The sequence below is a fragment of the Enterobacter sp. PL_is379 genome (assembly GCF_055817355.1).
Genome location: NZ_JBVPGT010000017.1, coordinates 1 through 12,664, shown reverse-complemented (window position 1 = coordinate 12,664; position 12,664 = coordinate 1). Strand labels below are relative to the sequence as shown.

The following is a 12,664-nucleotide window of genomic DNA, read 5'->3' as shown; positions in this document are numbered from 1 at the left end:
CGGGTAAGCGAAGCGCCACCCGACAAGATTGTTAGCCCGCTACCGCGATACGCTTCATATCGGTCATGTAGCCACGCAGTTTGTGACCCACTTTCTCGATCTGGTGGCTGCGAATGGCTTCGTTCACATCGCGCAGCTGCGCGTTGTCCACAGCACCTTCCGCAATCGCTTTGCCCAGATCGCCCGTCTGCAGAGTGGTCATAAACTCTTTCAGCAGCGGTACGCAGGCGTAAGAGAACAGGTAGTTACCGTATTCTGCGGTATCAGAGATCACCACGTTCATTTCGTACAGACGCTTACGGGCGATGGTGTTCGCAATCAGCGGCAGTTCGTGCAGTGATTCGTAGTACGCAGACTCTTCGATGATGCCGGAATCGACCATGGTTTCGAACGCCAGCTCAACGCCTGCTTTCACCATCGCGATCATCAGGACGCCTTTATCGAAGTACTCCTGCTCGCCGATTTTACCTTCATACTGCGGCGCGGTTTCGAACGCGGTCTTACCGGTCTCTTCACGCCAGGTCAGCAGTTTCTTATCGTCGTTCGCCCAGTCCGCCATCATACCGGAAGAGAACTCGCCGGAGATGATGTCGTCCATGTGTTTCTGGAACAACGGCGCCATGATGGTTTTCAGCTGTTCAGACAGCGCGTAAGCACGCAGTTTTGCCGGGTTGGACAGACGGTCCATCATCAGCGTAATACCACCCTGCTTCAGCGCTTCGGTGATGGTTTCCCAGCCGAACTGAATCAGTTTTTCCGCGTAGGCCGGGTCAGTACCTTCTTCTACCAGCTTGTCGAAGCACAGCAGAGAACCGGCCTGCAGCATGCCGCACAGAATGGTCTGCTCGCCCATCAGGTCAGATTTCACTTCGGCAACGAAGGAAGATTCCAGCACGCCCGCACGGTGGCCGCCGGTCGCCGCTGCCCATGCTTTGGCAATCGCCATGCCTTCGCCTTTCGGATCGTTTTCCGGGTGAACTGCGATAAGCGTCGGCACGCCGAAGCCACGTTTGTACTCTTCACGCACTTCCGTACCCGGACACTTCGGTGCCACCATCACTACGGTGATGTCTTTACGGATCTGCTCGCCCACTTCAACGATGTTGAAGCCGTGGGAGTAGCCCAGCGCGGCACCGTCTTTCATCAGCGGCTGTACGGAACGCACAACGTCTGAGTGCTGTTTGTCCGGGGTCAGGTTAACCACCAGATCCGCCTGCGGGATCAGCTCTTCGTAGGTACCCACTTTGAAGCCGTTTTCGGTCGCTTTACGCCAGGAAGCACGCTTCTCGGCAATCGCTTCTTTACGCAGGGCGTAGGAGATATCCAGACCGGAGTCACGCATGTTCAGGCCCTGGTTCAGACCCTGTGCGCCACAGCCGACGATGACCACTTTTTTACCCTGAAGGTAGCTCGCGCCATCGGCAAATTCGTCGCGCGCCATGAAGCGGCATTTGCCCAGCTGCGCCAGCTGCTGGCGCAAGTTCAGTGTATTAAAGTAGTTAGCCATGGGTGATACCTCGTGATGTTGTGTGTCTTATTGTTCGGTTCGCGTTTCAGCGAGAATGTACCCACATTACAACAGGAAATTTATTGCGGAAATTGATATATTCACAACGTCACGTTGCAATTTTTGCAATATAAAAAGAGGGAGTGGAATCAGTGGATTTACGCGATCTGAAAATGTTCCTGCACCTGGCGGAAAGCCGTCACTTTGGCCGCAGCGCGCGGGCGATGCACGTTAGCCCCTCCACGCTTTCGCGCCAGATCCAGCGCCTTGAGGAAGACCTCGGCCAGCCGCTGTTCGTGCGCGACAACCGCACCGTCACCCTCACGGAAGCGGGCGAAGAGTTGCGCATTTTTGCCCAGCAGACGCTGTTGCAGTACCAGCAGCTGCGTCACTCGATTGACCAGCAGGGGCCGTCACTTTCCGGTGAGCTGCATATTTTCTGCTCCGTGACCGCCGCCTATAGCCATCTGCCGCCCATTCTCGACCGCTTCCGCGCGGCGCATCCGTCGGTTGAAATTAAACTCACTACCGGCGACGCCTCCGACGCAATGGAGAAAGTGGTGACGGGCGAAGCGGATCTCGCCATTGCCGGGAAGCCGGAAACCCTGCCGGGCGCGGTGGCATTCTCAATGCTGGAGAATCTGGCGGTGGTGCTGATTGCCCCCGCGCTGCCCTGCCCGGTGCGTAATCAGGTGTCGGTGGAAAAACCGGACTGGTCCACGGTGCCGTTTATCATGGCCGATCAGGGGCCGGTGCGACGTCGCATTGAGCTGTGGTTCCGCCGTCAGAAAATCAGCAACCCGTCGATTTACGCCACGGTCAGCGGCCATGAGGCGATGGTGTCGATGGTGGCGCTGGGCTGCGGCGTGGCGCTGCTGCCGGAAGTGGTGCTGGAAAATAGCCCGGAACCGGTGCGCAATCGCGTAATGATTCTGGAGCGCAGCGACGAGAAGACGCCGTTTGAGCTTGGCGTGTGCGCACAAAAAAAGCGGCTGCATGAGCCGCTTATTGATGCGTTCTGGACGATATTGCCGAACCACTAAAGCCGGATGGTGCTGCGCTTACCCGGCCAGCCCTTAGCCCGCGAGGAAGAAGCGGAAGGCCGGGTTATGGGTTTCGTCGTGACACTCATAGCCCAGTTCGTTCAGCCGCGTTTCGAAATCCGGCTCGTGCTCGCCCAGTTCAAACGCCGCCAGCACGCGCCCGTAGTCGGTGCCGTGGCTGCGGTAGTGGAACAGAGAGATGTTCCAGTGCGTGCCCAGCGTGTGAAGGAACTTGAGCAGCGCGCCCGGCGATTCCGGGAACTCGAAGCTGAACAGACGTTCCCTGAGTGGCTTCGATGGACGCCCGCCGACCATGTAGCGCACGTGCAGCTTCGCCATCTCGTCGTCAGAGAGATCGACCACGCTATAGCCGCCCTCATGCAGCAGGTTGAGGATCTCTTTGCGCTCCTCCACGCCGCGGCTCAGGCGCACGCCGACAAAAATACAGGCGTCTTTGGCATCGGCAAAACGGTAGTTAAATTCCGTCACAGAACGACCACCCAGCAGCTGACAGAACTTCAGGAAGCTGCCCTTCTCTTCCGGGATGGTCACCGCCAGCAGCGCTTCCCGCTGTTCGCCCAGTTCGCAGCGCTCGGAAACGTAGCGCAGACCGTGGAAGTTCACGTTGGCACCAGACAGCACGTGCGCCAGCCGCTCGCCGCGAATGTTGTGCTGCGCGATGTATTTTTTCATCCCTGCCAGCGCCAGCGCGCCGGAAGGTTCCGCCACCGCGCGCACATCCTCGAACAGATCTTTCATCGCCGCGCAGATGGCATCGCTATCCACCGTGACGATATCGTCGAGATATTCCCGACACAGGCGGAACGTTTCGTCGCCAATGCGCTTCACCGCCACGCCCTCGGCAAACAGCCCGACGCGCGGCAGATCTACCGGGTGACCCGCATCCAGCGCCGCTTTCAGGCAGGCAGAGTCTTCCGCTTCAACGGCGATGACTTTAATCTGCGGCATCAGCTGTTTGATCAGCACCGCCACGCCCGCGGCCAGACCGCCGCCGCCGACCGGCACAAACACGCGGTCGAGATGGGCATCCTGCTGCAGCAGTTCAAGCGCCAGCGTCCCCTGCCCGGCAATAACCATCGGATGGTCGAACGGCGGCACCCAGGTGAACCCCTGCTGCTGCGCCAGCTCGATCGCTTTGGCTTTCGCTTCGTCAAAGTTGGCGCCGTGGAGCAGCACTTCGCCGCCGAAACCGCGTACCGCATCGACTTTGATGTCGGCGGTAGCGACCGGCATCACGATCAGCGCTTTCAGACCTAAACGGGCCGAAGAGAAAGCTACACCCTGCGCGTGGTTGCCCGCTGAGGCGGTAATCACGCCGCGCGCTTTCTGCTCGTCGGTCAGCCCGGCCATCATCGCGTAGGCGCCGCGCAGCTTGAAGCTGTGCACCGGCTGACGGTCTTCGCGCTTGACCAGGATCACGTTGTCGAGGCGCGAAGAGAGTTTTTCCATTTTCTGCAGGGGTGTGACCTGCACGGCTTCATAGACCGGCGCGCGCAGCACCGCTCTGAGGTATTCCGCCCCCTCGGGGGCGGCGGATAAGGGTTGCGACTCGGCCATCATTAGCCCCCAAGTTTAGATTTATCGCGCACCGCGCCTTTATCTGCACTGGTGGCAAGGCTCGCGTAGGCGCGCAGGGCGAAGGAGACTTCGCGCTGGCGGTCTTTCGGCGTCCAGGCTTTGTCGCCGCGGGCTTCCTGCGCTTCACGACGGGCCGCAATTTCCTGGTCGCTCAGCTTGAGCTGAATGCCGCGATTCGGAATGTCGATTTCGATCAGGTCGCCGTCTTCGATGATGGCGATGTTGCCGCCGCTTGCCGCTTCCGGCGAAACGTGACCGATAGAGAGGCCGGAGGTGCCGCCGGAGAAACGTCCGTCGGTGATCAGCGCGCAGGCTTTACCGAGGCCCATCGATTTCAGGAAGGTGGTTGGGTAGAGCATCTCCTGCATGCCCGGGCCGCCTTTCGGCCCTTCATAACGGATGACAACCACGTCGCCTTCCACCACTTTACCGCCCAGGATAGCGTCTACCGCTTCATCCTGGCTTTCGTACACTTTCGCCGGACCGGTGAATTTCAGGATGCTGTCGTCCACGCCAGCGGTCTTCACGATGCAGCCGTTTTCCGCAAAGTTACCGTACAGCACGGCCAGGCCGCCGTCTTTGCTGTAGGCGTGTTCCAGCGAGCGGATGCAGCCTTCGGCGCGGTCATTGTCCAGGGTATCCCAGCGACAGTCCTGCGAGAACGCCTGGGTGGTGCGAATACCGGCAGGACCCGCGCGGAACATTTTTTTCACCGCGTCGTCTTTGGTCAGCATCACGTCGTACTGGTCCAGCGATTCCGGCAACGTCAGGCCGAGGACGTTTTTCACGTCACGGTTCAGCAGCCCGGCGCGATCCAGCTCGCCGAGGATACCGATGACGCCACCGGCACGGTGCACGTCTTCCATGTGGTACTTCTGCGTACTCGGCGCGACCTTACACAGCTGCGGCACTTTACGGGACAGCTTGTCGATGTCGCTCATGGTGAAGTCGATTTCGGCTTCCTGCGCGGCGGCCAGCAGGTGCAGAACGGTGTTGGTGGAACCGCCCATGGCGATATCCAGCGTCATGGCGTTCTCGAACGCCGCTTTGCTGGCGATGCTGCGCGGCAGCGCGCTGGCGTCATCCTGCTCGTAGTAGCGTTTGGTCAGCTCAACGATACGTTTACCGGCATTGAGGAACAGCTGCTTACGGTCGGCGTGGGTCGCCAGCAGCGAGCCGTTGCCCGGCTGAGAAAGACCCAGCGCTTCGGTCAGGCAGTTCATGGAGTTCGCCGTGAACATCCCGGAACAGGAGCCGCAGGTCGGGCACGCGGAGCGCTCAACCTGATCGCTCTGCTCGTCAGAGACTTTCGGATCAGCACCCTGGATCATCGCATCAACCAGGTCGAGCTTGATGATTTTGTCGGAGAGCTTGGTTTTCCCCGCTTCCATTGGGCCACCGGAGACGAAGATCACCGGAATATTCAGGCGCAGGGAGGCCATCAGCATCCCCGGGGTGATTTTGTCGCAGTTGGAGATACAGACCATTGCATCGGCGCAGTGGGCGTTAACCATGTACTCCACCGAGTCGGCGATCAGCTCGCGCGACGGCAGTGAATAGAGCATGCCCCCGTGCCCCATCGCGATACCGTCATCCACCGCAATGGTGTTGAACTCTTTCGCCACGCCGCCGGAGGCCTCGATTTGCTCGGCAACCAGCTTACCCAGATCGCGCAGGTGAACGTGGCCCGGAACGAACTGGGTGAAGGAGTTCACCACGGCGATAATCGGCTTACCGAAATCGGCGTCGGTCATTCCGGTGGCGCGCCACAGTGCGCGGGCACCCGCCATGTTACGGCCATGGGTGGTGGTGGCTGAACGATACTTAGGCATGCTTTATTTACTCCCGTCTGACTATGTAATGGGACGGTGCGTGCCGTCCCAAATTTATACTTAGTGATTAACCTGATCCAACCAGCCGTATTTATCTTCTGTTTCGCCGGTGAAGAGGCCAAAGAACGCTTGCTGAATGCGTTTGGTGACCGGGCCACAGCGGCCTTCGCCCACCTGGATACCGTCTACGCTGCGCACCGGCGTGATTTCAGCCGCGGTACCGGACATAAAGACTTCATCCGCCAGGTACAGGGATTCGCGAGACAGCACCTGCTCGCGCACTTCGATACCCAGATCTTTCGCCAGCTTGATGATGGCATCACGTGTGATGCCCGGCAGCGCGGACGAGGTGAACGGCGGCGTGAACAGGATGCCGTCTTTCACTTCAAACAGGTTTTCACCTGCGCCTTCGGAGATGTAGCCGTTTACGTCCAGAGCGATACCTTCCTGATAGCCGTGACGGCGCGCTTCGCTACCGACCAGCAGTGAAGAGAGGTAGTTACCGCCCGCTTTCGCGGCGGTCGGGATGGTGTTTGGCGCAACGCGGTTCCAGGAAGAGACCATTGCGTCGATCCCCTGCTCCAGGGCTTCTGCACCCAGGTAGGCACCCCATGGGAACGCGGCAATGATCACATCCGTGGTATAGCCCGCTGGCGGGTTCACGCCCATACCGACGTCGCCCACGAAGACCAGCGGACGAATATAGGCGCTGGTCAGGTTGTTCTTACGGATCACGTCGCGGCAGGCTTCCATCAGCTCATCCACGCTCTGAGATACCGGGAAACGATAAATTTTGGCTGAGTCATGCAGACGCTGCATGTGTTCGCGATGGCGGAACACCACTGGCCCTTTGTGAGAATCGTAGCAGCGGATGCCTTCAAACACGGAGGTACCGTAATGCAGCGCGTGGGACATCACGTGGACCTTCGCGTCCTCCCAGCGAACCATCTCACCGTTGAACCAAATGTAATCAGCTTTTTTTGTCGTCATTTTTTCGTCCTGTCACGCTTAAGCGCGGATTTGTTGTGATGTGGTTGTGCTCTGGCAGATGGCAACATGGGCAACGTCTACCAGCTTTGATAACTGACTAAACAGTAAGTCGACCGACCGCGGGCTGGCAACGGTTAATTCGATACTGATATTCCGGGCGTCAGTGGCCGTCTCCATATTCATAGAGCAAATCTGAAAACCACGATGACGCACCACGCGCAAAACGCGTTCTAAGGTTTCCGGGTTGAAGCGAGCCTGTACGGCGACCTGATGCTGCATCATGATAATTTCTCCATCATTTGTGAGTTACTGGCACCAGGCGGTACCAGCGGCCAGACGTTCTCGAGTTCATCGATTGAGACATGAAGCAGGTAAGGCCCATCGCTGTTCAGCATGGTGTCGAGCGCCGCTTCAACCTGACCTTTACGGGTGATGTGCTGACCAGGGATGCCAAAGGCGCTGGCCAGGGTGAGGAAATCGGGGTTATCGGTGAGCGTCGTTTCGCTGTAGCGCTCCTGGAAGAACAGCTGTTGCCACTGACGAACCATCCCTAAACGCTGGTTGTCGAGCAACACGATCTTCAGCGGCAACTGCTTACGCTTAACGGTGCCGAGCTCCTGAACGTTCATCATGAAGGAGCCGTCACCGGAGATACAGATAACGGTATCGTTCGGGCGGGCAACCTGTGCGCCAACGGCGGCTGGCAGACCGAAGCCCATCGTCCCTAACCCGCTGGAGGTGATGAAGTTTTCCGGGCGGGTGTAGGTCATGTGCTGCGCGGACCACATCTGGTGCTGGCCTACGTCGGTGGTGACGACGCTGTCAGCCGGTTTACGGTCGGACAACTGCTTCAACAGCAGCGGCGCGTAGATGGCCTCGCCGGGGTGGTCGTAACGCCAGGCGTGCTCGGCGCGCATGTCTGCGGTGTGCTGACGCCATGCATTGATATCCAGCGGCTGCTGCAATGCCGGTAACAGCGCGTTGAGATCGCCCTGCAGGGCAACGTGCGCCTGACGCAGCTTGTTCATCTCCGCCGGGTCGATATCCATATGGATCACTTTGGCGTTCGGCGCAAAGGTATTCAGCTTGCCGGTGACGCGGTCGTCAAAACGGGCACCTACGGCGATGAGCAGATCGCACGCCTGCACCGCCAGGTTTGCCGCTTTGGTGCCGTGCATCCCCAGCATGCCCAGATAGTATGGGTAATCCGCGTCGACGGCACCGAGACCTTTCAGCGTACAGGTCGCTGGCATCTGCGTTGTTGCGATAAATTCGCGCAGGGCTGGGACGGCCTGCGCCATGCCGACGCCACCGCCGACGTACAGCATCGGCTGTTTCGCCTGCGCCAGCATCTGACGGGCCTCTTCAACTTCCGCATCCGGAAACGCATTGTCGCTTTCAACGGTTGAGAAGTGCGGTTCCAAATCGCCGAATGCCACCTGGATATCTTTCGGGATATCGACCAGAACCGGACCAGGACGACCTGAGTTTGCCACTTCGAACGCTTCTGCCATTACGCGCGGCAGCTCTTCCAGAGACTGGACGAGGAAGCTGTGTTTGGTGCAGGCCAGCGATAAACCGAGGACGTCGACTTCCTGGAAAGCGTCGGTACCGATGAACGGAGACGCCACCTGCCCGGTGATGGCGACAACGGGAACGGAATCCAGCAGCGCGTCAGCCAGGCCGGTGATGAGGTTAGTTGCGCCCGGGCCTGAAGTCGCCATACATACGCCCGTTTTACCTGTCGCGCGGGCATAGCCGATGGCTGCCATCGCTGCGCCCTGCTCGTGTCGGCACAAGAGATGTTCCACGCCGCCGTCATACAGTGCATCGTAAATCGGCATAATTGCGCCACCCGGATAACCGAATACTGTCTCGACTCCCTGCGCGCGCAACGCATGTACTACCCACTGTGCCCCATTCATAGTTAGTTCCCCGTCATAAATCGGGAGAAACAGAATTTTGTGCTAGTCGTCATGCTCTGCTCCTCATTTGCGTTTTTTAGTCATAAAAAAACCCCCGGACCTTTCGGTGCGGGGGTCTTAGTTCGTTAAGGCTTGATTTCTAAGCCTTTCCTCGTCCAAGTGCAGCCCCGCACGGTGGGATAATAATCACCACCACGCTAATCACGACCAGGCTAATCACTCGTAGAAGGGCTGTCATTTTCAGTTCTTTTTGCATCTTGTTCGAAGGAATACCTAAAGAGTTATCACAGTTTTCAAATCAAACACAAGATTTATTTATGACGGATTTGGTTAGTCCGCGAATCATATTTCTTAAAAGCGTTGTTTTATATACGGAAATTAGAAAATGAATATTTTTCATTTTTTTACTGTGGCGCTAACCGTCAAAACAGGATTTTTTACGTTCTGCGAGGAGGTTTCCACGATTATGAGATTGTTGCAATACACCATTAAAATCCCTGAACAAGCGGCGTAAATTCACGAAATGGCGCTAAACAAATATAACGAGCACTGACATAGTCACACCAGGAGGTAGTGCAAATGTCACTGTCAGTTGTTTATACGCGTGCGGCTCTCGGGGTAAAGGCACCGCTTGTTTCCGTAGAGGTACATTTGAGTAATGGGCTGCCCGGACTCACGCTTGTCGGATTACCTGAAACGACGGTTAAAGAGGCCAGGGATCGCGTCCGCAGCGCAATAATAAATAGCGGTTATGCCTTCCCCGCGAAGAAGATCACCATCAACCTTGCTCCTGCCGATCTGCCTAAAGAGGGGGGACGATACGATTTACCTATCGCAATTGCCCTTCTCGCGGCTTCTGAGCAGCTTAATACGACACGGCTAGGCTCGTATGAGTTCGTTGGCGAACTCGCGCTTACAGGCGCGTTAAGAGGCGTTCCCGGGGCGATATCGGGAGCGCTGGAAGCCATACGTGCAGGGCGGCAAATCATTGTGGCCAATGAAAACGCATCAGAAGTGAGTCTTATCGCGGAAAAAGGATGCCTCATCGCGGGGCATTTACAGGAAGTTTGTGCATGGCTGGAAGGGCGGCATGAACTGTCCGAGCCGGAGGAGTGTGATGATGTTATAGCGGATGCTCCAGAGGATCTCAGCGAGATTATGGGGCAGGAACAAGGGAAACGGGCGCTGGAGATTACGGCTGCAGGGGGACACAATCTTCTGTTAATTGGTCCGCCGGGTACGGGTAAAACCATGTTGGCGAGCAGGTTGAGTGGGTTGCTTCCACCGCTCAACAATCATGAAGCGCTGGAAAGTGCCGCCATATACAGCCTCATCAGTTCTGCATCGTTGCAAAAACAGTGGCGCCGTCGCCCTTTTCGTTCCCCACATCATAGCGCTTCACTGACGGCAATGGTCGGCGGTGGGTCTATCCCCGGGCCGGGTGAGATCTCGCTGGCACACAATGGCATTCTGTTTCTTGATGAATTGCCGGAGTTTGAGCGCCGCGTGCTGGATGCACTGAGAGAACCCATTGAATCCGGCGAAATACATATATCGCGCACGCGGGCCAAAATAAGCTATCCCGCGCAGTTTCAGCTGGTCGCCGCGATGAACCCCAGCCCGACGGGTCACTACCAGGGCAACCATAACCGCTGTACGCCAGAGCAGACATTGCGCTATCTCGGTAAGTTATCCGGTCCGTTCCTCGACCGTTTCGATTTATCTCTCGAAATCCCGCTTCCCCCACCGGGTCTGCTCAGGCAAACGGGCATCACGGGTGAAAGCTCAGCAGAGGTACGCGAGCGGGTGATTGCAGCCCAGAAGCGGCAGTACGCTCGTCAGAACAGGCTAAATGCGCGGCTCGATAATGCCGGGATCCGGCAGTTTTGTTCTCTTAACGTTGAGGATGCGGGATGGCTGGAGGAGACGTTGACGCGGTTCGGGCTGTCCATACGTGCGTGGCAGCGTTTGTTGAAAGTGGCCAGAACCATTGCTGACGTGGAGGGGTGCACTGACATTGAGAGGAAACATTTGCAGGAGGCGCTGAGCTATCGCGCTATCGATCGTTTGCTGCTGCATCTGCAGAAGTTGCTGGCATAAAAAAGGGGCCGTAGCCCCTTCTTATCATCTTAGTCATCAGACTCGGTGTAGTCTTCTGCACCTTCCATCTGCGGCTTACCGCCAGACAGCGTATGGAAGCGCTTTGGACGCTTAATGCGCGCCATGTACTTGATCCACACACGTTCCGCTTCAGACTGCGGCTCACGCTCACCACGGCAAACAGAAACAAACTGTTTTTCGTCTTCGGTTGCAGGTTCACGCTTACCCAGATCCAGCTCGTTAAAGGCATAACCATGGCGCTCAAGCAGTTGAGCTTCTTTGATGGTGAAATCGCCGTGACGAGAGAACCCGCGCGGATAATGTTTATTGTCGAAAAAACGATTAGTCGTCGTAAAGCTTTCCGCCATCCTACACGCTCCTAATTCTTTGGCCGAGCTATTTATGGCGCGGAGTATTAGTTACGCTTGACAGAGTGTAAAACAAAACATTTAAATCATAACGACAAATAATTTTGCGGAGAAAGATGTGGATACGGAATTGCTTAAAACTTTCCTTGAAGTGAGCAGAACACGCCACTTTGGGCGAGCAGCTGAAGCCCTTTACCTGACGCAGTCAGCCGTCAGTTTTCGTATTCGACAGCTGGAAAATCAACTGGGTGTGAATCTTTTTACCCGCCATCGTAACAATATTCGCTTAACGCCTGCCGGCGAGAAACTGCTGCCGTACGCTGAAACGCTTATGAATACCTGGCAGGCGGCACGCAAAGAGGTGGCACATACGTCGAGGCATAATGAGTTCTCGATAGGGGCCAGCGCTTCCCTGTGGGAATGTATGCTAAGTCAGTGGCTTACCCGGCTTTATCATTCACACAGTCACCTGCAATTCGAAGCCAGGATTGCGCAACGGCAGTCGCTGGTTAAGCAACTTCATGAGCGCCAGCTTGATCTTCTGATCACAACCGAAGCCCCCAAGATGGACGAATTTAGCAGCCAGATTGTGGGTCAGTTTGGACTGGCGCTTTATGCCTCTGAACCTTCAATGATGAAGGCAGACCTGACCTATTTGCGCCTGGAATGGGGGCCAGATTTCCAGCAGCATGAGACGGGATTGATCGCACCTGATGATGTTCCGCAGTTAACGACCAGCTCTGCAGAGATCGCCTGTCAGCAGCTGCCCTTGCTGAGAGGTTGTACCTGGTTACCTGTGCGCTGGGCAGATACTAAAGCGGGGCTGCATACGGTGCTGGATTCCACCACGCTTACCAGGCCGCTGTATGCGATTTGGCTGCAAAACAGTGATAAGCAATCACAGATAAAAGATCTGTTAAAAATCAATGTAATGGATTGATACATCAGCCAGCAGGAATGCTGGCTGAAAAATTAAGAAGAGCGTTTTCTGCAGCGTTTCAGGCAAAAAAAATCCTTTGCCGAAGCAAAGGATTCTATATGGCAGGGGCGGAGAGACTCGAACTCGCGACACCCGGTTTTGGAGACCGGTGCTCTACCAACTGAGCTACGCCCCTAAAGTTTTTGCCATTAAGCCTGCCGATAAGGCAGGCTTAATGTCTTAATAAGTGGCGGAACGGACGGGACTCGAACCCGCGACCCCCTGCGTGACAGGCAGGTATTCTAACCGACTGAACTACCGCTCCACCGAAGACTGCTTGTAACCACCGGATTTATGCACCGGCTTACTACTTAATTTGAT

The 12,664-nt window shown here is 56.7% G+C and carries 12 protein-coding genes and 2 tRNA genes; 3 read left to right on the top strand and 11 right to left on the bottom strand.

The features are described 5' to 3' along the window. Positions 1-31: 31 nt before the first annotated feature. Complete coding sequence (gene ilvC, locus AC0TOY_RS01185) at positions 32-1,507, bottom strand: ketol-acid reductoisomerase (RefSeq protein ID WP_021242831.1); 1,476 nt, start codon at positions 1,505-1,507, stop codon at positions 32-34. Positions 1,508-1,659: 152 nt separating this feature from the next. Between ilvC and ilvY the strand changes: the two genes are divergently transcribed. Then, positions 1,660-2,550 (top strand): HTH-type transcriptional activator IlvY, encoded by an 891-nt coding sequence (gene ilvY, locus AC0TOY_RS01180; RefSeq protein WP_023333829.1) that lies wholly within the window; start codon positions 1,660-1,662, stop codon positions 2,548-2,550. A 33-nt stretch (positions 2,551-2,583) separates the two neighbouring features. On the opposite strand, the gene ilvA is transcribed toward ilvY, so the two are convergent. The 7 genes from ilvA to ilvL form a co-directional block, all read right to left on the bottom strand. After that, positions 2,584-4,128, bottom strand: a complete 1,545-nt coding sequence (ilvA, locus tag AC0TOY_RS01175; RefSeq protein ID WP_039267211.1) for a threonine ammonia-lyase, biosynthetic — start codon at positions 4,126-4,128, stop codon at positions 2,584-2,586. Between the two features lie 2 nt (positions 4,129-4,130). After that, positions 4,131-5,981, bottom strand: a complete 1,851-nt coding sequence (ilvD, locus tag AC0TOY_RS01170; protein WP_473721396.1) for a dihydroxy-acid dehydratase — start codon at positions 5,979-5,981, stop codon at positions 4,131-4,133. Between the two features lie 60 nt (positions 5,982-6,041). After that, a complete protein-coding gene (ilvE, locus tag AC0TOY_RS01165; protein ID WP_023309654.1) occupies positions 6,042-6,971 on the bottom strand; it encodes a branched-chain-amino-acid transaminase in 930 nt (309 codons plus the stop codon). Positions 6,972-6,989: 18 nt separating this feature from the next. After that, on the bottom strand, positions 6,990-7,253 hold the full coding sequence (gene ilvM / locus AC0TOY_RS01160) for an acetolactate synthase 2 small subunit (protein ID WP_024907956.1): 264 nt from the start codon (positions 7,251-7,253) through the stop codon (positions 6,990-6,992). Beyond that, entirely contained in the window at positions 7,250-8,896 is a 1,647-nt protein-coding gene (gene ilvG, locus AC0TOY_RS01155) for an acetolactate synthase 2 catalytic subunit (RefSeq protein ID WP_473721395.1), read from the bottom strand. Before ilvG ends, ilvM begins: the two co-directional genes overlap by 4 nt. Positions 8,897-8,898: 2 nt before the next feature. After that, positions 8,899-8,949, bottom strand: coding sequence for a peptide IlvX (ilvX, locus tag AC0TOY_RS01150; RefSeq protein WP_166792073.1), 51 nt, complete (start codon positions 8,947-8,949; stop codon positions 8,899-8,901). Positions 8,950-9,035: 86 nt separating this feature from the next. Further along, complete coding sequence (gene ilvL / locus AC0TOY_RS01145; protein ID WP_001311244.1) at positions 9,036-9,134, bottom strand: ilv operon leader peptide; 99 nt, start codon at positions 9,132-9,134, stop codon at positions 9,036-9,038. Positions 9,135-9,475: 341 nt separating this feature from the next. On the opposite strand from ilvL, the gene AC0TOY_RS01140 reads away from it, so the two are divergent. Then, entirely contained in the window at positions 9,476-10,996 is a 1,521-nt protein-coding gene (locus AC0TOY_RS01140; RefSeq protein WP_061716303.1) for a YifB family Mg chelatase-like AAA ATPase, read from the top strand. A gap of 29 nt (positions 10,997-11,025) precedes the next feature. On the opposite strand, the gene AC0TOY_RS01135 is transcribed toward AC0TOY_RS01140, so the two are convergent. After that, complete coding sequence (locus AC0TOY_RS01135) at positions 11,026-11,364, bottom strand: MaoP family protein (protein ID WP_008501577.1); 339 nt, start codon at positions 11,362-11,364, stop codon at positions 11,026-11,028. Positions 11,365-11,482: 118 nt separating this feature from the next. On the opposite strand from AC0TOY_RS01135, the gene hdfR reads away from it, so the two are divergent. Then, positions 11,483-12,304, top strand: coding sequence for an HTH-type transcriptional regulator HdfR (gene hdfR / locus AC0TOY_RS01130; RefSeq protein ID WP_024907953.1), 822 nt, complete (start codon positions 11,483-11,485; stop codon positions 12,302-12,304). 99 nt (positions 12,305-12,403) lie between these two features. Here the strand turns inward: hdfR and AC0TOY_RS01125 are convergent. Continuing rightward, positions 12,404-12,479: transfer RNA gene (locus tag AC0TOY_RS01125), tRNA-Trp, on the bottom strand. Positions 12,480-12,531: 52 nt separating this feature from the next. Beyond that, positions 12,532-12,608, bottom strand: a tRNA-Asp gene (locus tag AC0TOY_RS01120). Positions 12,609-12,664 lie beyond the last annotated feature (56 nt).

What these genes read in the sequence shown, in the direction of transcription:
- ilvE (WP_023309654.1), bottom strand. Translation starts at nt 6,971, where the DNA reads ATGACGACAAAAAAAGCTGATTACATTTGGTTCAACGGTGAGATGGTT.
- ilvC (WP_021242831.1), bottom strand. Translation starts at nt 1,507, where the DNA reads ATGGCTAACTACTTTAATACACTGAACTTGCGCCAGCAGCTGGCGCAG.
- ilvA (WP_039267211.1), bottom strand. Translation starts at nt 4,128, where the DNA reads ATGGCCGAGTCGCAACCCTTATCCGCCGCCCCCGAGGGGGCGGAATAC.
- ilvL (WP_001311244.1), bottom strand. Translation starts at nt 9,134, where the DNA reads ATGACAGCCCTTCTACGAGTGATTAGCCTGGTCGTGATTAGCGTGGTG.
- ilvM (WP_024907956.1), bottom strand. Translation starts at nt 7,253, where the DNA reads ATGATGCAGCATCAGGTCGCCGTACAGGCTCGCTTCAACCCGGAAACC.
- ilvD (WP_473721396.1), bottom strand. Translation starts at nt 5,981, where the DNA reads ATGCCTAAGTATCGTTCAGCCACCACCACCCATGGCCGTAACATGGCG.
- ilvG (WP_473721395.1), bottom strand. Translation starts at nt 8,896, where the DNA reads ATGAATGGGGCACAGTGGGTAGTACATGCGTTGCGCGCGCAGGGAGTC.
- AC0TOY_RS01135 (WP_008501577.1), bottom strand. Translation starts at nt 11,364, where the DNA reads ATGGCGGAAAGCTTTACGACGACTAATCGTTTTTTCGACAATAAACAT.
- AC0TOY_RS01140 (WP_061716303.1), top strand. Translation starts at nt 9,476, where the DNA reads ATGTCACTGTCAGTTGTTTATACGCGTGCGGCTCTCGGGGTAAAGGCA.